The 20,186-nt window shown below is 69.1% G+C and carries 18 protein-coding genes; 11 read left to right on the top strand and 7 right to left on the bottom strand.

Going from position 1 to position 20,186, the window contains the following annotated elements; genetic code table 11:
- Positions 1 to 57 precede the first annotated feature (57 nt).
- From ACQP2E_RS12945 to ACQP2E_RS12935, 3 genes are all read left to right on the top strand, one after another.
- Positions 58 to 420: a hypothetical protein gene (locus tag ACQP2E_RS12945; protein ID WP_433831231.1), complete on the top strand. Its 363-nt coding sequence runs from the start codon at positions 58 to 60 to the stop codon at positions 418 to 420.
- Between the two features lie 27 nt (positions 421 to 447).
- Positions 448 to 699, top strand: coding sequence for a hypothetical protein (locus ACQP2E_RS12940; RefSeq protein ID WP_433831229.1), 252 nt, complete (start codon positions 448 to 450; stop codon positions 697 to 699).
- A gap of 359 nt (positions 700 to 1,058) precedes the next feature.
- A complete protein-coding gene (locus ACQP2E_RS12935) occupies positions 1,059 to 1,679 on the top strand; it encodes a class I SAM-dependent methyltransferase (RefSeq protein WP_433831227.1) in 621 nt (206 codons plus the stop codon).
- Here ACQP2E_RS12935 and ACQP2E_RS12930 read toward each other — a convergent pair.
- From ACQP2E_RS12930 to ACQP2E_RS12915, 4 genes are read right to left on the bottom strand one after another with little or no spacing between them, the layout of a single operon-like run.
- Positions 1,636 to 2,661, bottom strand: coding sequence for a prenyltransferase (locus tag ACQP2E_RS12930; RefSeq protein WP_433831225.1), 1,026 nt, complete (start codon positions 2,659 to 2,661; stop codon positions 1,636 to 1,638). The genes ACQP2E_RS12935 and ACQP2E_RS12930 overlap by 44 nt on opposite strands.
- Positions 2,648 to 3,355 carry a class I SAM-dependent methyltransferase gene (locus ACQP2E_RS12925; protein WP_433831223.1) on the bottom strand — a complete coding sequence of 236 codons (708 nt, stop codon included), beginning with the start codon at positions 3,353 to 3,355 and terminating at the stop codon, positions 2,648 to 2,650. The genes ACQP2E_RS12930 and ACQP2E_RS12925 overlap by 14 nt, the downstream gene beginning before the upstream one ends.
- 7 nt (positions 3,356 to 3,362) lie before the next feature.
- Positions 3,363 to 4,622, bottom strand: a complete 1,260-nt coding sequence (locus ACQP2E_RS12920; protein WP_433831221.1) for a glycosyltransferase family 4 protein — start codon at positions 4,620 to 4,622, stop codon at positions 3,363 to 3,365.
- Between the two features lie 9 nt (positions 4,623 to 4,631).
- Positions 4,632 to 5,834, bottom strand: coding sequence for a cysteine desulfurase-like protein (locus ACQP2E_RS12915; protein WP_433831219.1), 1,203 nt, complete (start codon positions 5,832 to 5,834; stop codon positions 4,632 to 4,634).
- Here ACQP2E_RS12915 and ACQP2E_RS12910 point away from each other — a divergent pair.
- A complete protein-coding gene (locus ACQP2E_RS12910; protein ID WP_433831217.1) occupies positions 5,833 to 7,374 on the top strand; it encodes an FAD-dependent oxidoreductase in 1,542 nt (513 codons plus the stop codon). The genes ACQP2E_RS12915 and ACQP2E_RS12910 overlap by 2 nt on opposite strands.
- A 48-nt stretch (positions 7,375 to 7,422) precedes the next feature.
- Here the strand turns inward: ACQP2E_RS12910 and ACQP2E_RS12905 are convergent, their stop codons facing one another.
- On the bottom strand, positions 7,423 to 8,586 hold the full coding sequence (locus ACQP2E_RS12905) for an ROK family transcriptional regulator (RefSeq protein WP_433831215.1): 1,164 nt from the start codon (positions 8,584 to 8,586) through the stop codon (positions 7,423 to 7,425).
- Positions 8,587 to 8,684: 98 nt separating this feature from the next.
- Between ACQP2E_RS12905 and ACQP2E_RS12900 the strand changes: the two genes are divergently transcribed.
- Both ACQP2E_RS12900 and ACQP2E_RS12895 read left to right on the top strand, forming a co-directional pair.
- Positions 8,685 to 9,902 carry a chitosanase gene (locus ACQP2E_RS12900; RefSeq protein ID WP_433831213.1) on the top strand — a complete coding sequence of 406 codons (1,218 nt, stop codon included), beginning with the start codon at positions 8,685 to 8,687 and terminating at the stop codon, positions 9,900 to 9,902.
- Positions 9,903 to 10,002: 100 nt separating this feature from the next.
- Positions 10,003 to 12,231, top strand: a complete 2,229-nt coding sequence (locus tag ACQP2E_RS12895; RefSeq protein ID WP_433831211.1) for a ricin-type beta-trefoil lectin domain protein — start codon at positions 10,003 to 10,005, stop codon at positions 12,229 to 12,231.
- Positions 12,232 to 12,270: 39 nt separating this feature from the next.
- Here the strand turns inward: ACQP2E_RS12895 and ACQP2E_RS12890 are convergent, their stop codons facing one another.
- A complete protein-coding gene (locus ACQP2E_RS12890) occupies positions 12,271 to 12,732 on the bottom strand; it encodes a phage tail protein (protein ID WP_433831209.1) in 462 nt (153 codons plus the stop codon).
- A gap of 190 nt (positions 12,733 to 12,922) precedes the next feature.
- On the opposite strand from ACQP2E_RS12890, the gene ACQP2E_RS12885 reads away from it, so the two are divergent.
- The 5 genes from ACQP2E_RS12885 to ACQP2E_RS12865 all read left to right on the top strand — a co-directional run bounded on the left by ACQP2E_RS12885 (position 12,923) and on the right by ACQP2E_RS12865 (position 19,549).
- Positions 12,923 to 14,890, top strand: coding sequence for a DUF4153 domain-containing protein (locus ACQP2E_RS12885; protein ID WP_433831207.1), 1,968 nt, complete (start codon positions 12,923 to 12,925; stop codon positions 14,888 to 14,890).
- Between the two features lie 129 nt (positions 14,891 to 15,019).
- The gene (locus ACQP2E_RS12880; protein WP_433831205.1) at positions 15,020 to 15,502 is read left to right on the top strand and encodes an SDR family oxidoreductase; all 483 of its coding nucleotides are present in this window, start codon (positions 15,020 to 15,022) and stop codon (positions 15,500 to 15,502) included.
- Between the two features lie 134 nt (positions 15,503 to 15,636).
- The gene (locus ACQP2E_RS12875; RefSeq protein WP_433831203.1) at positions 15,637 to 17,340 is read left to right on the top strand and encodes a putative Ig domain-containing protein; all 1,704 of its coding nucleotides are present in this window, start codon (positions 15,637 to 15,639) and stop codon (positions 17,338 to 17,340) included.
- A complete protein-coding gene (locus tag ACQP2E_RS12870) occupies positions 17,337 to 17,972 on the top strand; it encodes a prepilin-type N-terminal cleavage/methylation domain-containing protein (protein WP_433831201.1) in 636 nt (211 codons plus the stop codon). The genes ACQP2E_RS12875 and ACQP2E_RS12870 overlap by 4 nt, the downstream gene beginning before the upstream one ends.
- Positions 17,969 to 19,549: a DUF1561 family protein gene (locus ACQP2E_RS12865; RefSeq protein WP_433831199.1), complete on the top strand. Its 1,581-nt coding sequence runs from the start codon at positions 17,969 to 17,971 to the stop codon at positions 19,547 to 19,549. Before ACQP2E_RS12870 ends, ACQP2E_RS12865 begins: the two co-directional genes overlap by 4 nt.
- Here the strand turns inward: ACQP2E_RS12865 and ACQP2E_RS12860 are convergent, their stop codons facing one another.
- The gene (locus tag ACQP2E_RS12860) at positions 19,550 to 20,140 is read right to left on the bottom strand and encodes an SUKH-4 family immunity protein (protein ID WP_433831197.1); all 591 of its coding nucleotides are present in this window, start codon (positions 20,138 to 20,140) and stop codon (positions 19,550 to 19,552) included.
- Positions 20,141 to 20,186: the final 46 nt, after the last annotated feature.

Genomic DNA, 20,186 nt, shown 5'->3' with positions numbered 1-20,186 from the left:
GATCGACTGCACGCGCTGGCCGGCAAACGCTGGTTCGTCCTGGCAACCAGAGCAGACGTGGAGCGCGGTTACGCCCTCTTCGAGAAATGCGGCTCGTGGCTCGTGCTCGCCGTGTTCACCACCATCGGCAGCGGCATCTGGAACGGCGCCCTGATCGGCGCGGGCTGGCTGCTCGCCGACAACTGGGAACGGGTGGAGGGCTTCCTCGGCCCGGTGGCGAAAACCGTGCTGGCGCTCGGCGTCGCCTTCCTGACCTTCCTGCTGGTCCGCCGGGTGCTGGCCCGCAGACGGGCCCTGGCGTCCGGCTTCGACCCGGCCGAGGCGGACGTGGACGGTAACCCCGCCCCGGACTTCGACGGCCTCGGCAGCCCGAACCAGTACCCGGCGGCCCGGGGTGTGGCCCGGGTTGATCATCGATAAGTACCGGCCTGTCCCTAGGATTGCGTCATGAGCGATCAACCGACACCCGAAGAGATCCGCCAGCGGATCACCGACCTGGACGCTGAGATCGCCGAACTCCGCAGGCTCGACGGCGACGCCCAAGCCCGGCGCGGCGAGGACGGCGGCGCGTCCGAGGGCATCATCGAGAACGAGGAACTCGCCACCGAGCTGACCGGCATCGCCGAGAACCAGGCCGTCATCGACGTCCTCCTCCAGCGCCGCGAAAGCCTCGAAGCAAAACTCCAGGCCGCGGAGTAACCACCGGCGCCCCCGGAGGCTCCAGCCAGACCTCCGGCGGGCGCTGCCTGTCAGAACCCGCGCATCGGGCCAGGCCATCCGCAGCTTTCTGTCCACCAGGCTCCCCCACTCGGGCTCCCCCACTCGGGCTCCTCGGGCGCCTTCCCGGGCTGCGTGTCGACTCGAGGTGCGAATCGCACCCTCACCCGACACGCAAATGTGCGGGCCGGAGCCGGACCCACGACCGTAAGCGCAAGCCGGCCGCGGGCAGTGCCCTCCCGGCCCCGGGGCCAGCCCAGCCCCGCGCCCGGCGTGACGAGGTGCTGTTGCGGCGGCGTACGAAAGGACGGGGTTGATCTTGATTTTTGTATGATGGCGCGATGCTCGACTCCGATCTGATGGCTGCTGCTGCCGCGGCGACCGGCTTCATGCCCGCTGACGAAGGCCGCGCCCTCGCGGAGGCGGCGTTCGCGGCGCCGGACGGGCCGATCCTGGAGGTGGGCAGCTACCTCGGGAAATCGACGCTCTATCTGGCCGCGGCCGCGCGGGCACGGGGTACGAAGGTGGTGACCGTCGACCATCACCGCGGGTCCGAGGAGCATCAGCCGGGCTGGGACTATCACGATCCTGAACTGGTCGACCCGGCGGTCGGGCTGATCGACACGCTGCCGGGACTACGCGCCACCATCGCCGCGGCCGGCGCCGAGGACGTGGTCGTCACCGTGGTGGCCCGCGCCGAGGACTTCGCCCGGCTGTGGGCGGCGCCGCTGGCCTTCCTCTTCCTCGACGGCAGCCACACCGACGAGTCGGCGCAGCGTGACCTCGCGAGCTGGGCGCCGCACCTGGCGATGGGCGGGGTCCTCGCCATCCACGACGTGTTCCCCGACCCCGCTGACGGCGGGCAGGCGCCCTACCGGATCTACCGCAAGGCGCTCGATTCGGGCGCCTACCTCGAACTCACCGGGCAGGGTTCGCTGCGTCTGCTGCGCCGGCGTTCTTGAAGATCGCCGAGCGGGGATGCTCCGCGTGCAGGGCGTCGACCGCGAGAACGACCGCCGCCGCTGTCCAGGTGGTCCGCTCCACCGGCCATCGAACACCGTCGGTCAGCACCAGACCCGTCCAATAGGATCCGTCCGCCTCCCGCAGGTGCTGCATCGCCGCGATGAGCTCCCGCGCGGCCGACCGCTCATCGAGCGTGTCCAGAGCCAGGGCCAGCTCGCACGTCTCCGCGCCGGTCACCCACGGTTGGTCGGAGACACAGAAAACCCCTTTCCCGGGTACGACGAACTCGTCCCACCGCTGCTCGATGCGGTGCCGGGCCGCCGTGCCACGGATCGCCCCGCCCAGGATCGGGTAGTACCAGTCCATCGAGAAGCGGCCCTTATCGGCGAATGCCTCCGGTCGCTTCCTGATCGCACCCGACAACAGATAGCGCGCGATCTCCCAGCCGGACTGGGCCTCGCCGACGAGTTCGGCGATCGCGATGCCGCAGCGCAGTGCCTGGTGAATGCTGGAACACCCGGTCAGCAGCGCCACCGGGTCGCCGGCCGCCCACCAGATCTCCCCGTCCACCGCCTGGCAGCCGACCACGAAGTCGAGCGCGCGGCGCACCGCCGGCCACATCCGGGCCAGGAAGTCCTCGTCGCCGGTGCACAGCCAGTGGTGCCAGCAGCCGACCGCGAGATAGCCGGCGTGGTTCGTCTCCGCCGTGGCGTCGGCGATCACCCCGCCCGGGTCGTACCGCGACGCCCAGGACCCGTCCGGCCGCTGGCTGCGGCGCAGCCACTCGTAGGCCGCCTCGGCCCGCGCGTGGGAGCCGCCGACATCGAGGGCCATGGCCGCCTCGACGTGGTCCCACGGGTCGGCCTGCCCACCGGCGTACCACGGGATCAGCCCGTCGGCCTGCTGCTCGGCGGCGATGCTCGCGACGGTCGCCAGGATCTGATCGGTGCCGAGTACCCCGGGCAGGTCAGGAACCGACATGTTTCTCCAGGTAGATGACCACGCTCTTGCCGATCAGCGGGTTGAGAGCCTGCTCCACGACCCGGGTCACCGCCGGCCGGTCGACGATGTCCCACACCAGCAGCCTGTGGTACGCCCGGGTCGGCGCGGCGTCCCCGATCGCACACTTGAGCCACCAGTACGGGCTGTGCAGCGCGTGCGCGAACCCGTTGCCGGTCACCGTCAGCCCGGCCTGGCGCAGCCGGTCGGCCAGCTCGCTCTCCTTGTAGATGCGGACGTGCCCGCCCTCGTTCGCGTGGTACTCGTCGGACAGCGCCCAGCACACCCGTTCCGGCAGCCAGCGCGGCACTGTCACCGCCGCCAGCCCGCCCGGCCGCAGCACCCGGGCCAGCTCGGCGATCGCCGTGACGTCGTCCGGGATGTGTTCGAGGACCTCGGACGCGATCACCCGGTCGAAGCTGGCGTCCGGGAACGGCAGCGACAGCAGGTCACCCTTGACCGTCGTGGCGCTCGCCGTCGCCGGCGACTCACCGGCGGAGTCCATCGCCGCACACCAGGACGCGGTCGTCGCCAGATCCTTCTCGTTCAGATCCAGGGCGACGACGTCCGCGCCACGCCGGTACGCCTCGAAGGTGTGCCGGCCCTCGCCGCACCCCAGGTCGAGGACCCGCATTCCCGGTCGTACATCCAGCCGGTCGTAATCGACGGTCAGCAACGGTGTTCTACCTGCCCTTTCGGTGGTGATGAGCGGCAATTGCCTCGGCGTACCACTCGGCGGTGCGGATCGCGGTCCGCCGCCATGTGAATTGCTCGACCGCCCGCAGGCGGCCCTGTTCACCGAGCCGGCGGCGCAGCGGCTCGTCGTCGAGCAGCCGCCCGATCGCCGCCGACAACGCTTCCGCGTCGCCCGGCGCGACGTGCAGCGACGCCAGCCCGTCCGGGCCGGTCACCTCCGGCAACGCACCCGCCGTGGTCACCACCAGCGGGATCCCGCACGCCATCGCCTCGACGGCGGGCAGCGAGAAACCTTCGTACCGCGACGGGACCGCGGCCACCGTCGCCGACCGGAACAGATCAGCCAGCTCGGCATCCGGGATCCCCGACACGAACCGCACCGACTCCTCCAGGCCGAGCCGGGTGATCGCCCGCGCGGCGGCGCCGTCCGGGCGCGCCGAGCCGACGACGACCAGCTCGACGTCGTGGTCGGCGCGGAGCTTGGCGACCGCCTCGATCAGCTCGGCGAGACCCTTCAGGGGTACGTCGGCACTGGCCACGGTGACGATGCGGCCATTGATTTTTTCGCCGCCCGGGCTGAACGTGTCCACGTCCACGCCTACGCCGATCACGCGTAGCCGCTCGGCCGGCACCCGGAAGGCTTCGACGATCTCGGCCCGGGCGGCCTGTGACACGGTCGTCAGCCAGGGCAGGTTCCGGGCCACCCGGGCCTGCATGCGGGTGAAGGCGTACCAGCGCCGCAGCGACAGCCGGCGCTTCCAGCCCGGCGCCGCCGCCAGCTCCAGATCCCGGTCGACGGTGATCGGGTGGTGGATCGTCGCGACCAGCGGCGTGCCCGACCGGCTCAGCGGCAGCAGCCCGTACCCGAGGCACTGGTTGTCGTGCACGATGTCGAATCCGGCCAGCCGTTCCCGCAGATGCCGCCAGGCGCGTAGCGAGAACGTCAGCGGCTCCGGGAACGCGCCGGTGCACATGGCCGCCCACTCCAGGACGTCGACCGGCGTACGGAACTCTTGCAGCTTCGGTGTCCGGAACGGATCAGGTTCCCGATAGAGGTCGAGGCTCGGCAGCACGGTCAGGCCGACCCCGTCGTCGAGCTCGGGCAGCGGCGGCCCGGAGAACACCTGCACCTGGTGGCCGAGGCTCACCAGCTCGCGCGACAGGTGCCGGACGTAGATTCCCTGTCCCCCACTGTGCGGTTTGCTCCGATATGACAACAGGGCGATGCGGAGGGGGGCGGAGGTCACCAGCTGATCCTATTTGCGCAGGAAATCAGCGAGACCGGCGAGGAACCGGTCCACCTCTTCGCCGGTGTTGTAGGGTGCCAGGCCGACGCGCAGTGCGGGATCGGGCAGCTTCAGCGCGGTGAACGGCTCGTACGCGTAGAACGATCCCGCCGGCGCCAGCACGTCACGCCCGGCCAGGTACTCCTGGGCTTCTCGGGCGTCACGGCCGGTCAGGCTCATCAGCGTGGTCGGGGTCCGGTCCGCGGCGCGCGAGTGGACCGTCACCGCCAGGTCGCCCAGCCCCTGCTCCAGCCGGGCGAGCAGGCCGGTCTCGTGCTCGTGGATCGCCGCGAACGAGCGGGCCAGCCGATCCCGACGGCTTGTTCCCGCTCCCGGCGCTCCTGATGCGATCCCCGCCAGGAAGTCGACAGCGGCCGTCGCGCCGGCCAGCATCTCGTACGGCAGCGTGCCGAACTCGAACCGCTCCGGGACCGCGTCCGACGACGGCAGCAGCTTGTCCGGCCGCAACCCGTCCAGCAGGTCCGGCGCCGCGGCCAGCACCCCGCAGTGCGGACCGAAGAACTTGTACGGCGAGCAGACGAAGAAGTCCGCGCCCAGCCCCGGCACGTCCACCAGGTGATGCGCCGCGAAATGCACCCCGTCGACGTAGAGCAGCGCGCCCGCCTCGTGCGCGAGATCGGCGATCCGGCGTACCGATGGGATGGTCCCCAGCACATTGGAGGCCGCGGTGACCGCGACCAGCCGGGTGCGCGGCGACAGCACCCGCCGCAACGAACCGAGATCGAGCTCCGGACCGTCGAGGTCGATCCAGCGCACGGTCACCCCGGCCCGCCCGGCCGCCTGAATCCACGGCCGCACGTTGCTGTCGTGCTCGAGCCGGCTGATAACGATCTCGTCACCGGGTTGCCAGGCCTTGGCCAGATGCCGGGAGAAGTCGTACGTCAGCTGGGTGGCGCTGCGACCGTGCACGACGCCCTGCGCGGGCACACCGAGCAGGTCGGCATAGGCGGCGCGGAATTCGGTGACGACCAGCTCGGCGTTGCGTTCGGAGGCGGTGCTCGTCCCGCGGATGGACAGTGGCCGCAGCATCGTCGTGGCGATGGCCTCGGCAACCGGACGCGGCGTCTGGGTGCCGCCCGGCGAGTCGAAGTACGCCACACCGTCGTCGAGCGAAGGGAAGTGCGAGCGCAGAGACGTAGAGTCGATGACCATGACGACAGTCTGCCCGCAAGGATCGAACGACTGCCGCCCGAGCCGCCGCGCCCGCCGCCTCATCCGCATCGACAGGTCGCTGCCGCGCCGGACGGACGATCCGGTGCGCGCCGTGGTGATCGGCGGCGGGATCGCCGGAATGACCTCGGCCCTGCTGCTCGCCGAGCGCGGAGTCGCGGTCACAGTGCTGGAACGCGACGACCGGCTCGGTGGCCGGCTCGCAGCGTGGCCGAAACAGCTCGCGGACGGGTCCACCCAGATGGTCGGCCACGGGTTTCACGCCTTCTTCCGGCAGTACTACAACTGGCGGAACATCCTGCGCCGGATCGACCCGGCGCTGTCGTTCCTGCGCCCGGCCGAGCACTATCCGGTGGTGTCCCGGGCGTGGCCGGACGAGGACTTCGGCGGGCTGCCGAGAACACCACCGTGGAACCTGCTCACGCTGATCGCCCGCTCACCCAGCCTGCGGATGCGCGAGATGCGCGACGTCGACGGCCCGTCCGCGATGGCCCTGCTGCGGTACTCACGCGCGCAGACCTACCGGGACTTCGACACCATGTCGGCGGCTGGCTTCCTCGATCGGCTCGCCATGCCGGACCAGGCTCGCGCGCTGCTGTTCGACGTGTTCGCCCACTCGTTCTTCAACCACGCGGCCGAGATGTCGGCAGCCGAGATGATCATGCAGTTCCACTTCTACTTCCTGCGCAACGCCGAGGGCCTGGCCTTCGACGCGCCGGACGACGATTACCAGACGTCGATCTGGGCGCCGCTGTGCGAGCGGTTGCAGGCGCTCGGCGCGGACATCCGCACCGGCACTGCCGTCGATCGGATCGAACCGGGCTGGACCGTCACCCTCACCGGCGGCGCCCAGGTCCACGCCGACCACGTCGTCCTGGCCACCGACCCCGCCGCCGCGCGCGCCATCGTCGCCGCGTCACCCACCCTGGCCGGCTCGGCGCCGGCTCTGGTCAAGAACATCGAGACGGTACGCACGACCGCCCCGTACGCGGTCAGCCGGATCTGGACCGACCGGGACGTCGCCGCGGACCGCGCGGTGTTCAGCAGCGTCGCCCGCGAGCCGCTGCTGGACTCGGTGAGCCTGTTCCACCGCGTCGAACGAGGCTCGGCCCAATGGTCGCAACGGACCGGTGGCGCGGTCCTGGAACTGCACGCGTACGCCGCGGACGCCGGCGTCGACCCGGAGAGCGCTGCTCGCGACATGTGGTCGCAGCTCACCGGGATCTGGCCGGAGACGAGCGCGTTGCGGGCCGTCGACAGCGACACCCGGATCGGGTACGACGCCCCGGCGTTCGATGTGGGCAGTGACGCCACCCGTCCCGGCGTGATCACCGACGCCGACGGACTGTTCCTGGCCGGCGACTGGGTCCGCATGTCGTTCCCCTGCGCGCTGATGGAACGCTCGGCAGCGTCCGCCGCGCTGGCCGCCAACGCGATCCTGAACCGCCACGGCGTACGCCCGGTGCAGGTCTACTCGGTCCCGCCCCGAGGACTGCTGGCCGGGTTTGCCGGTTCCTGGTAGTCGCCGCGCGTCGGCGCCTCATCCGGCCAGGATGAGAAGCCGCGCCGGTCAGCCGGCGCGGATGGCGGTGACCAGAATTTCGCGGACCGCGGCGAGACCGGCGTCCAGAGCGCCGAGCAGCACCGCGTCACCCTCGATGGTGGTCACGGTGATCGCGCACTCCAGGGGTGCGGCGCGCCCGAAGGCGCTGGTCACCGCCGCGAGCAGCGTCTCGCCGCCGGCTTGGGCGATGGGTCCGGCCAGCACGATCAGGTACGGGTCGAGAATGGCGGTCACCGCGGCCAGCCCCACCACGATGCGATCCGCCAGGACGGCGAGAAACTCTTCCGACCCGGCGGCGACCACCGCGACGGGAGCCTCGCCGGCGATGCCGTGATCCCGGGCCAGTTCCATGATCGCCGGACCGCCGAAGAGGTCCTGCAGGTCGATCTTGCGATGCGGCGACTCGGGTGAGTAGAGCGGCACATAACCGATCTCGCCGGCGCCCCCACGCGTTCCCCGCAGCAGCGTCCCGCCGATGTCGATGGCCAGACCCAGGCCGTCCTGACCGATCCAGAGCAGAGCGAAGTTCTCCGCCTCCCGGCCGGCGCCCCGCCGCCGCTCGGCCACCGCGGCCAGGTTGACGTCGTTGTCGACGCCGACACGGGTGCCGAGCGCCTCGGCGATCCTCGGCACCAAGCCGGGCCGGCCGAATCCGGGCACGTCGGTGAGCCGGATCGTCTCGCTGTTCGGGTCGTACGAGCCGGGCACGCCGAGGTGCACGTGCCGGATCCGGCCGGCCGCGACGCCGGCCCGCTTCCGCAGCCGGGTGACCACCGCGGCCACGGCGGACACCGGATCCGCGACGAGGAAGTCGACATGCGACTCGACCCGAGCGCGGATCGTGCCGGTCAGGTCGCAGAGCGCGGCGGCCACCGACGGATTTCCGCTGGTTCCGGTCTCGCGGATGGAGACCGCGACGGCGAAGGCCGCGTCCGGATCGGCAGCGTAGATCTCCGCGTTCGGCCCCGGCCGGCCGCTGTCGTGCCCGACCACGGTGATCAGCCCGGCCCCGGTCAGGCGCCGCAGCAGTTCGGAGATCGTCGGTGTGGACAGCGCGGTGATCCGGCGCAGGTCGGCGCGGGTGAGCATGCCGGGGTCGAGCAGCAGCTCGAGTGCCGCGCTCTCGTTCATGGCGCGCAGCAGCTTGGACGACCCGGCCAGACGTGACATCGAAGCTCCCCATTGACGGCTATTGATAAAGCTACTTAACAGTCATAGAGTCCGTCCAGCGCGCGCCACCCTTCCATCCCCCTTTCCCCAGGAGCGCCATGTTTCGCGTGAAAACCGCCGTTTACGCAGCGTCCGGACTGGTCCTTGCCGGCGCGGCCACGATCTACGGACTGCTTCCGGCCAGCGCCGCCACGGTCGGCCCGATCAAGGGCCTCGGCGGCAAGTGCGCCGACGTCGCCGGCGCCGCGTCCGCCAACGGGACCGCCGTCCAGATCTACGACTGCAACAGCTCGGCCGCCCAGCAATGGACCACCGGCAACGCCGACGGCACGCTGCAGGCCCTGGGCAAATGCCTGGACATCACCGCCGCCGCGACGGCCAACGGCACAAAGATCCAGCTGTACGACTGCAACGGCACCGGCGCCCAGAAGTGGACCTTCACCAACGGCGCCCTGGTGAACCCGGCGTCCGGCAAGTGCCTCGACGTCACCGACAAGAGCAGCGCCAACGGCACCCGCCTGCAGATCTGGACCTGCTCCGCGACCGCCAACCAGACCTGGACCCTGCCCGGCGGTTCGACCCCCACGACCCCGCCCACCAGCACTCCGCCGTCCACCGGCAAGAACCTCGACGAGCCGGCGAAGAAGGACGTCGCCATGCAGATCGTCTCGGCGGCCGAGAACTCGTCGCTGAACTGGCGGGCGCAGTTCTCCTACATCCAGGACATCAACGACGGCCGCGGCTACACCGCCGGCATCATCGGCTTCTGCTCCGGAACCGGTGACATGCTCGAACTGGTCGAGGCGTACACCGCCACCAAACCCTCGAACGTGCTGGCGAAGTACCTTCCGGCGCTGCGCAGCGTCAACGGCACCGCCTCGCACGCCGGCCTCGACCCGAACTTCACCAAGGACTGGAAGACCGCGGCCGCCGACCCGGTGTTCCAGGCCGCACAGGAGTCCGAGCGCGACCGCGTGTACTTCAACCCGTCGGTCCGCGACGGCAAGTCCGACGGCGTCCGGGCGCTCGGGCAGTTCGCGTACTACGACGCCTCGGTCGTGCACGGCTACGGCGGCATGCGGTCGATCCGCAGCCGGGCCCTCGCCAAGGCCAAGCCGCCGGCCCAGGGCGGCGACGAGCGCGCCTGGCTCAGCGCGTTCCTGGACGAGCGGGTCGTCGAGATGAAGAAGGAAGCGGCCCACGACGACGTCACCCGCATCGACACGGCGCAACGCGTCTTCCTCAACAACGGCAACTTCGACCTGAACACGCCACTGGACTTCAAGGTCTACGGCGACTCGTTCCACATCGGCTGACGCCTGCCGCACAGGGATGAACGTTTCTTAAGAGTTCCATCACCGATACGTCAGCCCCCGGCTCTCGTTCCCCCGGATTTCGTTCACACTGGGAGTCCCCATGCCCTCGACAGGCATCCCGTCATCCCCGCGACGGCGAAGATTGCTCGCCGTCATCACCTCTATCGCCGTGGTCACCGGTCTCGGCGTTCTCGGCGTCACGAACGCCTCCGCCGCCAGCGCCGGATCGCTCGTCGGCGCCGGCAGTGGCAAGTGCCTCGACGTCGCGAACGGCTCCACCGCCGACGGCGCCGCGATCCACATCTGGACCTGTTACAGCACGGTGGCCAGTCAGCGGTGGACCCTGGCCGACAACGGCCAGGTGCAGTCGCAGGGCAAATGCCTGGACGTGGCGAACAACGGGACCACGGACGGCTCCCTCACCCACCTGTGGACCTGCTACGACACCGTGGCCACCCAGAAGTGGACGCTGAACGCGTCCGGCGCCCTGGTGAATCAGGCCAGCGGCAAGTGCCTGGACGTGCAGAACAACGGCACCGGCGATGGCTCGCGGCTGCAGATCTGGGCGTGCGCCGGCTCCGCCAACCAGCGGTGGACGCTGTCAAGCGGTCCGGCCACACCACCGACCAGCCCGCCGACCACATCGCCCACCACTCCGCCGGCTGACAACCCCGTCACCAACCCGGACCTCGGGCCCAATGTGTCGGTGTTCGATCCCTCGATGTCGGCGCCGACGATTCAGAACCGGTTGAACCAGGTCTTCAACCAGCAGGTCACCAACCAGTTCAGGACCCAGCGGTACGCGCTGCTGTTCAAGCCGGGCGCCTACAGCGTCGACGCGAACGTCGGCTTCTTCACCCAGGTCGCCGGGCTGGGACTGGTCCCGGACCAGACCACCATCAACGGGCGGGTGCACGTCGAGGCGGACTGGTGGCCGGACGGCTCGCAGAACGCGACCCAGAACTTCTGGCGTTCCGCGGAGGGACTGGCGGTCAACCCGACAGCCGGCCTGGACCGCTGGTCGGTGTCGCAGGCCGCGCCGTACCGGCGGATGCACGTACGCGGAAACCTGGCACTGTCCGACGGGGGCTGGTCGTCCGGCGGCTGGATCTCGGACACGAAGATCGACGGTCAGATCGACTCGGGTTCGCAGCAGCAGTGGATCACCCGCAACTCGCAGATCGGATCGTGGGCCGGCCGGAACTGGAACCAGGTGTTCGTGGGCGTGCAGGGCGCTCCGGCGACCAGCTTCCCGAACCCGCCGTACACCAGCGTCGGTCAGTCACCGGTGATCCGGGAGAAGCCCTACCTGTACGTCGACGCCGCGGGTGCGTACCGGGTCTTCGTGCCGGCGCTGCGCCGCAACGTCAGCGGCACCACCTGGGCGAACGGCAACCCGGCCGGTGAGTCGATCTCGCTGAGCCAGTTCTACATCGTCCGGCCCGGTGACACCGCCGCGAACATCAACGCCGCCCTGGCCGCGGGCCGGGACCTGCTCGTCACCCCGGGTACCTACACCATCAACCAGACGATCAACGTCACCCGCCCGAACACCGTGGTGCTGGGTCTTGGCCTGGCCACGTTCGTACCGCAGAACGGCATCGTGCCGATGCGCGTCGCCGACGTCGACGGCGTGAAGGTCGCCGGCATCATGTTCGACGCCGGAACCACCAACTCGCCGGTGCTGATGGAGGTCGGACCGGACGGCTCGTCGACCGACCACGCGGCCAACCCGACGTCGCTGCACGACGTGTTCTTCCGCATCGGCGGCTCGATCGCCGGCAAGGCCACGGTCAGCCTGAAGGTCAACAGCGACGACGTGATCGGCGACCACACCTGGATCTGGCGTGCCGATCACGGCAACGGCGGAACCGTCGGCTGGAACATCAACACCGCCGACACCGGGCTGATCGTGAACGGCGACGACATGACGTTCTACGGCCTGTTCGTCGAGCACTACCAGAAGTACCAGACCATCTGGAACGGCGAGAACGGGCGCACGTACTTCTACCAGAACGAGATGCCGTACGACCCGCCGAACCAGGCGGCGTACATGAACTCCTCGACGCGGGGGTGGGCGGCGTACAAGGTCGCCGACGCGGTCAACAACCATCAGGCGTGGGGGCTGGGGTCGTACGCCTACTTCAACGTCAACCCGTCGGTGGTCAACGAGCGTGCCTTCGAGGTCCCGGTGAAGCCCGGCGTGCGGTTCACCAGCATGGTGACGGTGTCGCTGGGCGGCACCGGCACGATCAACCGGGTCATCAACAACAGCGGCGCGACAGTGAACAGCGGTAGCCAGGTGGCGTACCTGACCTCAGGTCCCTGACCGGTGGGGCCCCGGGATTCCCGGGGCCCCTCCGTGCGGTCAGTACTCCTTCTTGATGACGAAGTAGGAGCCGCGAATGGTCCCGGCCAGCTTCGATTTCTGCCGGGCGAACTTGAACGACCCGAGCTCCTCGGGAACCTCCATGCCGTCGGAGAGCTTGAAGCCGACGGCTCGCTTCCCGCCGTCGTCCACGGTGTACATCACGTTGATGGACAGGCCGCTCTCGTAGAAGACGTAGGCCATCCGGATGTTCTCCACCTGGAAGGCGGTCGCCTCGAGCGGCTTCGACGAGATGACGATGCCGCGCTCTGCCTCAAGGACGCGGCTCACCCAATCGATGGTCTGCGTGGCGTCGCTCGCGGGCTCAACGGTGAAGACGTGACTGTATTTGTTCTTGAAGTACCGGGCCTCGTTCGCCCGCAGGCCGGCGAGCGCGGCGGCGACCGGCGACGATTCGAGCCCGACCGTCGACACGGTGCCGAAGTCCACTACATAGGTCATGGTGAGGATCTCCCTTATCTGTGCCAATCCATCCGGGCGTCGCGGCGGTACGGACACGTCCCGGCGTAGAAATTGCTGTGCGTACGCCCTACAGTGTGCGGACTGAGCAACCTAGGAGGGTGCAGTGGCGGAGCTGCCACCAGAACAGCCGGAATCGGCTGTGCCTGCGGATTCGAACAAAGACGTTCCCATGCCGGCACCCCAACTGCTGGTCATGCCGCCTACCGACGCGATCCCGTCGATGGTCTGGCCAGGCGCCGAAGGCGAAACGGCATGGGCCATTCCCGTTCAAATTCCATCGGGTACGCGGGGATACGCCCTGTTCGTACCGATGATTCCCGCGCAGACGGCCGCAGCGGCGGCCCCAGCTGTCGCCAAGCCGGCCGTCGCGCCCGAAACGAAGCCGGCCCCGGAGCCCGTCGAGGTTCCGGAGCCGGTTGAGGCGCCAAAGCCGAACCCGGACCCGGCTCCGGCTCCGAAACCCGCGCCGGCTCCGGCTCCGGCTCCGGCTCCGGTGGAGAACGCCACCCCGTCGGACCTGGAATTCACGCCGGCCAAGCCGACGCCGCTGCCTCAGCAGCCGAACCCGCACCGGCGGGAACGGCAGGTGCACGCCCCGATCCAGCCGTTCGGTACCTATGAGCGGCCGGAGAGTTCCTGGCAGGCGTTCCGTAAGAAGAACTGGCCCGGCCCGAAGGCGGCCCAGGGCGTGGCCGTCCCGGCCGGAGTGCTCGCCGGAGCCCTCGGCTTCCTGCTCTTCCTGCCGCTCGACCGGGTCGGTATCGGCTGGTTCCTCGGCTGGCTCGCGCTGACGCTGGGCGTGGCGTTCGGCGTACGGAAATCCACCGATCTGTCCCGCTCCGAGGCGCTGATCCGATTCGGCTGGGCCGCCGCGGCGCTCGCGCTGATGCTCATCCCGGCGTTCCGCAACGCGTGGTGGCTCGTCACGTTCAGCGTGCTCGGCGCGATCGGCTGCACGGCGCTGGCGATCGTCGGTGGCCGGCAGGTCCGGTCGATCCTGTTCAGCCTGGTGGCAGCCCCGTACGCGGCGTTCGCCGGCATCCCGTGGGTCCGCAGGCATCTGAAGACGGGCAAGAACCCGGGCATCGCCAAGCGGATCCTCTTCTCGGTGGCGCTCACCGTCGTGGTGCTGTTCGTCTTCGGCGCGCTGTTGTCCTCGGCCGACGTCGCGTTCTCCAGCCTGCTGGACGACGCCGTCCCCGACTTCGCATTCGGCTCGATCTTCCAGTGGATCTTCCTGGCCGTGGCAGGCGCTCTGCTCGCCGTCTCCGGCGTCTACACGCTGACCGCGCCGCCGGCGACGTCCAGCCTGGACACCGAGGGCAAGGCCAGGTTCGGCCTGATCGAGTGGGCGCCGGCCGGCGCCGCACTGGTGCTGCTCTTCGGTGGCTTCGTGGCGGTGCAGTTCGCCGTATTGTTCGGTGGCAGCCGGCACGTGCTCAAGACGTCCGGCCTCAGCTACTCGGAGTACGCCCGCAGCGGCTTCTGGCAGCTCGTCGCGGTCACCCTGCTCTCCCTGGCACTGATCGCCGCGCTGGCCCGCTGGGCGAAACGGGATCAGCCGGTGGAACGGGTGCTGTTGCGCGTACTCTTGGGCCTGCTTTGTGGTCTGAGCGTGGTGATCGTGGCGTCCGCGCTGTCGCGGATGTGGGAGTACCAGCGGGTTTACAGCTTCACCGGCGAGCGGATCTTCGTGATGGCGTCCGAGATGCTGCTCGGCGTGATCTTCGTGCTGATCGCTGCCGCGGGCATCAAATGGCAGGGTCGCTGGATCCCGGGCACCACCGTCGGGCTCGCCGTGCTGATGCTTCTCGGCCTCGCGGTCCTCGACCCCGAGGGTTATGTGGCGAGCCGCAACGCCGCCCGATACGAGGGCTCCGGCAAGATCGACGCCTGGTACCTGCGTGCGCTCTCCGCCGACGCGACGCCGGCGCTGACCGAACTGCCCGATCCGGTCCGCCGCTGCACGCTGAGCTGGATCAGCGAGGATCTCAAAGAGCCAGACCCTTGGTACGCGTGGAACCTCGGCCGCCAGCAGGCCCGCGAGGCGCTCACGAAGCTGGGCCCGGACGCGATCGGCAACCAGAAGGACTGCCGAGCCGCCGACCAGTTCGACCTGCCCAAGACCCGCAGGTGACCGGCGGTGCTCCGGCCTCGTGCCGGAGCACCGTCGCGGTCCTTGCTCATCGGATGCTCATTGGCGCTCGGCAGCATCGGTGTCAGCGCTGCCGATGGTCCGGCCGGCGGGCACTGATGAGGAGCATCCATGGATCTGCGGCTCACGGGTAAGACGGCGTTCGGCGAGGTGCCCGGCGCCTCGGTCAGCGGTCTGGCCGCCGACTTCGCGGACGGCGGGGATGTCGAGCGGCTGTGTGACGCGCTCCCGGGCGTCAACATCCCCGGCAACATGATCCATTACGGCACGTCGAAGACGGCGATGCTCGCGGTCGGCGACGGCCTGGCGAAGCTCACGAAAGGCACCGCCGTCACCGTCAACTCGGTGCTCGGCGGCCCGGCGTACTCCGACGGCGTCGCCGGGACGGTCAAGGCCCTGGCCGGCGCGCAGGCCATCCCCGAAGAGCAGATGAAGGCAGCGATCATCGGTACGAACCAGACGACGCTGCTGCAACGCTTCATCGAACCGGCCGAGATCGCCGGCGTGGTGGCCTTCGTCGCCAGCCCGGTCGCGGCCGCCATCAACGGCGCGGCCGTACGCGTCGACGGAGGTGTGCTCACCACGCTGCTGTGAGCCGCGCACCGGGCCGCCTCGCGCAGGAAGAGGTCAGAGGAACCGTTGGGCCCGAGGAGGAGCCTGACTCTTGACGCTAAGCACTTCCGTCCACCTGCCGATCATCTGCACGAGAGGCATCAGGGACGGGGAGCATGCGGGAGAGGTCGGTGCCGGGTGACGTCGACGAGGGCTTCAGCCTGGTCGAGATCATCGTCGCCCTGACGATCGTCAGCATCACCCTGCTCGCCAGCACACCCTTCTTCGTCGCCAGCCTCAACAACGTCAACGCCCAGCGCGGCCGGCAGGCGGCGATCCAGCTCGCGAACACCGCCATCGAGCAGGTACGCGGCCTGCAGGGCAGCGCGCTGCTGAGCGGTCGCAGCAAGAAGGCCACCCAGACGCAGTTCGATGCCGCGCCCACGTCGCTGGCGAGTTATCTGGCAACGATGGCGGTCGAGGCCGATTCGACGATCACCGACACCACGTCGACCGAGGGTGCGGACGCGCCGATCCCGACCACGTCGCAGAAGCTCACCGTGGAGGGGACCACCTTCACTCAGAACATCTACGTCGGTGCGTGCGAGATCTACCTGATCAAGACCAGCTCCGGTGAGTGCGTCTACCCGCTCGGCTCGGACGCGCCGACCGACACCACCAAGATCCTCAAGTTCTTCCGCGTGGTGGTGCTGGAGACCTGGCCGGACCGGGCCTGCGACACCAGCAGCGGTGACGACACCTGCGAATACGTCACCTCGACGCTGGTGGCCCGCGCATCCGAGCCGATCTTCGACTTCCACCGGGCGTCACCCACGGTGCTCACCACCACGATCTACTTCTACAAGGACGTGGAAGGGTCGTTCCAGCTGGAGGCCCGCGGTGGGTATCTGCCGAACGTCTGGACGCTCGCGGCCGCCAGCCCGAAGCTGCCGGACGGACTCTCGATGTCCAAGTACGGGGTGATCGCCGGAACCGTGGCAACGGCCGGCACCACCAACCTGAGCGTGACGGTCACCGACAACCAGGGCCGTACCGACACCGAGCCGGTCGCTTTGAAGGTGGTGCTGCCGCCGACCGTCACCGTGCCGGCCACCACGATGCGTGTCGGGGACACGGTGAGCCTGCAGGCCACCGGAGCGAACGGGGTGCCGGCGTACACGTACACCGCGGTGAACCTGCCGCCAGGGCTGACGATCGCCAAGAAGACCGGGCTGATCACCGGTAGCCCGACCACGGCCGGCTCTTACGTCGTGACGTTCACCATCACCGACGCCAACGCCGTGACCGGCACGGCCACCTACACCTACGCGACCTACCCCGCTCTGGTTCTGGGCGCCCTCGCCGACCAGACGATCGCCCTGGGCGATCAGCTCAGCATGACCGCGGCCGGCTCGGGCGGTGACGGCAACTACACGTACAGCGCCACCGGCCTGCCCATCGGAGCCTCCGTCAAGACCAACGCGAACACCGGTGTGGTCTCCGGCAAGCCGACCGCGTCGGGCCGGTTCCTGCCGACGATCACCGTCACCGACGGCACCGGCGCCACCGCGAGCCAGCGCGTCTCGGTCATCGTGACCACCACGACATCGCTGGTCTTCACGGCGCCCGCGCTGACCGCGGCAGACCGGAGCACGGTCAAGGGCGCGGCGGCGTCGCTGACCCTGACCACGAACGGCGCGCTGCTCGGCCTGTCCCCGGTGGTGACCGTGACCGGGCTGCCGACCGGGCTGACATACAACGCGCTGACCGGTGCCATCTCCGGCACACCGACCACCGCAGGCAGTTACACGGTCACCGCGACCGCGACCGGCCTGTCCAGCAACCTCAGCGTTCTCACCTTCATCTGGAAGATCACGTGAACAACGACGAGGGCGACGACGGTTTCACCCTGATCGAGCTGCTGGTCAGCATGGGCCTGATGAGCGTGGTGATGGTGATGGTGGTCGGCGGGCTGTTCGAGGTCTACTCGGATGTCAACCGCGCCGACGGCCTGGCGAGTTCCCGCGAACAGATCACCACCAGCTTCCGGAGGCTGGACAAGGAGGTCCGCTACGCGAACTGGATCTCCCAGGCCGGCAAGGTCAGCGGCAACTACTACCTGGAGTACGCCACCCCGTCCGGCTGCCGTCAGCTCGTCTACAAGAGCGGCGTACTGACCCTGGCGAGCTGGGACTCGACCAAAACCTCCACGCCGGGGACGCCGGCGACGATCGCGACCGACCTGACGCTGACCGGGACCCAGGACCCATTCACGATCATCCTGCCCGGCGACAGCCCGAACGCCTCGGCCAGCCCCGGAACCGCCGGCACGGGCACCGGTTACGTGCCGCAGCACAGCCAGTTGCGGCTGCGGTTCACCGCCAAGTACGGCACCACCACGATGCCGGTGGACGTGCTCTTCACGGCGCAGAACACCACGTCGTACAACGTCTTCGGCAACAACCGCGAGCTTCTCGACAACGACTGCAGCAAGGGACGGCCGACATCGTGAGCCTGACGACGCTCCGCAGGGACGAGGGCTCACTGCCGATGGCGATGCTCCTCATCACGGTCGTGCTGTCGATCTCGGCGTTCCTGGTTCCGCTCGTGGTCCGGCAGTCCAAGGCCACCCAGAACCTCGCCCAGCGCGCCACCATGCTGGACGCCGCCCAGGCCGGCATGGACGTGATGATGGCGCGGGTACGGGCCGCCGCCGACGTGGAGACGCGCGAGGGCTACCTGGAGAACATGCCGCCGTGCCTGATGAGCGGCGACGCCGGGGTCACCGACACGTCCGAGCGGCTGACCTATCAGGTGACGGTCGTCTACAAGGACGCGGACGGCAGCCCGCTGTCCTGCCCGGTCACCGACGTGCCGACCACCGCCACCGTCACCTCGGTCAGCTCCATCGACACGCTTCAGATGATCAACGGGGTCGAGCAGGTCGTGACGACAAAGCGCACCCTGAGCGCCACCTACGTCTTCTCCACCAGCAACACGAACATCCCGGGCGGTCAGATCCGGATCTCCAGCTCGACGCTGGGCAACCAGTGCATGGACTCCGGTTCCAGCAAGGCTCCGACGGCCGGCTCCGCGCTCATCATGGCGACCTGTGACGGGAGCAGCCGCCAGCAGTTCGGTTACACCGCCGACCTGTATCTCAAGCTGATCGGCTCGGAGTCGACAGGCGCCGACGACGGGATGTGCCTGTACTCGGGCGCCACCCACGCCAACAACAACCCGCTCGTCTTCCAGCCGTGTCCGGCCACCACCCCGGCGACCTCCACATACCAGTGGAGTCTGGACGGCAACAGCCTGTTCCACTCGGCCAACGCGTCCAAGGTCGTCGAGTCGTTCTGCATCAACGTCACCCAGCCCGGAACCGCGGGCAGTTCGGTCGCCCTCGGATCCTGCACCACCTCCGCCACCAAGACGGTCTGGCGATCCGCCCCAGGTGTGGGCGCGGGCATGGCCGGCGACAACACGTACCAGCTGGTCAACTACGCCCAGTTCAGCCGCTGCCTGGACGTGACGAGCAAGTCGATGAGCGCGACGTACATGATCACTTGGTTCTGCAAGCAGGCGCCGAACGGCGTTGTCGACTTCAACCAGCAGTGGGTGCACCCGGTGCCGGACGCCACCAAGAAGGAGGTCTCGGCCACCGGCCCGATCATCGTGAACAACTACACGTCCACCAGCAACTCGGTCAGCGCCTGCTCGACCAGCACCGCCAAGGGCTGCGCCAGCAACTACTGCCTGAAGTCGCCGGGAACCGCCACCTCCAGCTCCTGGGTGACGGTGGAGACCTGCTCGACTGCCGCGTTGCAGGCCAAGAACTACTTCCAGTGGACCGTGTACCACGACACCGGCGACTACGCGACCAGCTATCGGATCAAGGATTACAAGGGCAACTGCCTGCAGCCGACCCGCCAGACCGACACCTCGTACACCGCGCCGAGCAGCGACCTGCACAGCGACGGCACCAGCAAGGTCAAGGTCGTCGCCTGCAACTCCTCCGAGCTGCAGAAGTGGAACGCGCCGGCGAACATCAGCAAGCCGACCCCGCTGACCGACCTGATGGAATCCTGACTACCCGAGGTCGATGATCACGCCGGACCAGAATCCGGTGTCCGCGTCGATCGCCGGATCGATCGCCCGGAAACGCTCCAGGACATCGGAGCACAACTGCTGATAACCGAGATAGGCGTCGGCCAGCTCCACGCCGTCCTTCCACGCCTGGATCTCGGCCTCGCCCGCGGTGTGCTGCGCCTCGGCGAGCAGCGGCACGATCCAGTGCCACCGCCACGCGCACTCGACGAACGCCGGGACCGACGAGTTCACCGTCGTCGGCGTCACCCCCTCGGGGTACAGCCCGGCCAGGTCGTGATGCACGGCGGTCGAGCGCGGGACGGCCAGGACGGCATTCGACTCCGCGACGATCCTGGCAGAGCCGTAACGACCGAGGACGCGGTTCTGGAATTCACCGGCGACGCCCATCAGGCCGTCGTCTCGTTCCGGCGGGAGTCCGTACGCCAGCAGCACCGACCTTGCCGGGCCGGACAGCCCCCAGTCCTCCAGCTCTGACGCTGGAAGCACCGGCGGGCTGCCCGACCTGGTCAGACTTTCCAGGGTGTCCTCAAGGACGCGGTCCACCGCGATCCGCGTACCGCTCACATCCACGAGGACCCCCTGCCCACTAGCCGAAAACCGCGCGACGGATGGCCGA

Source organism: Actinoplanes sp. CA-015351, from assembly GCF_050955685.1.
In the GTDB taxonomy this organism is placed as follows: Bacteria; Actinomycetota; Actinomycetes; order Mycobacteriales; family Micromonosporaceae; genus Actinoplanes.
This window is presented reverse-complemented; position numbering and strand designations above follow the sequence as displayed.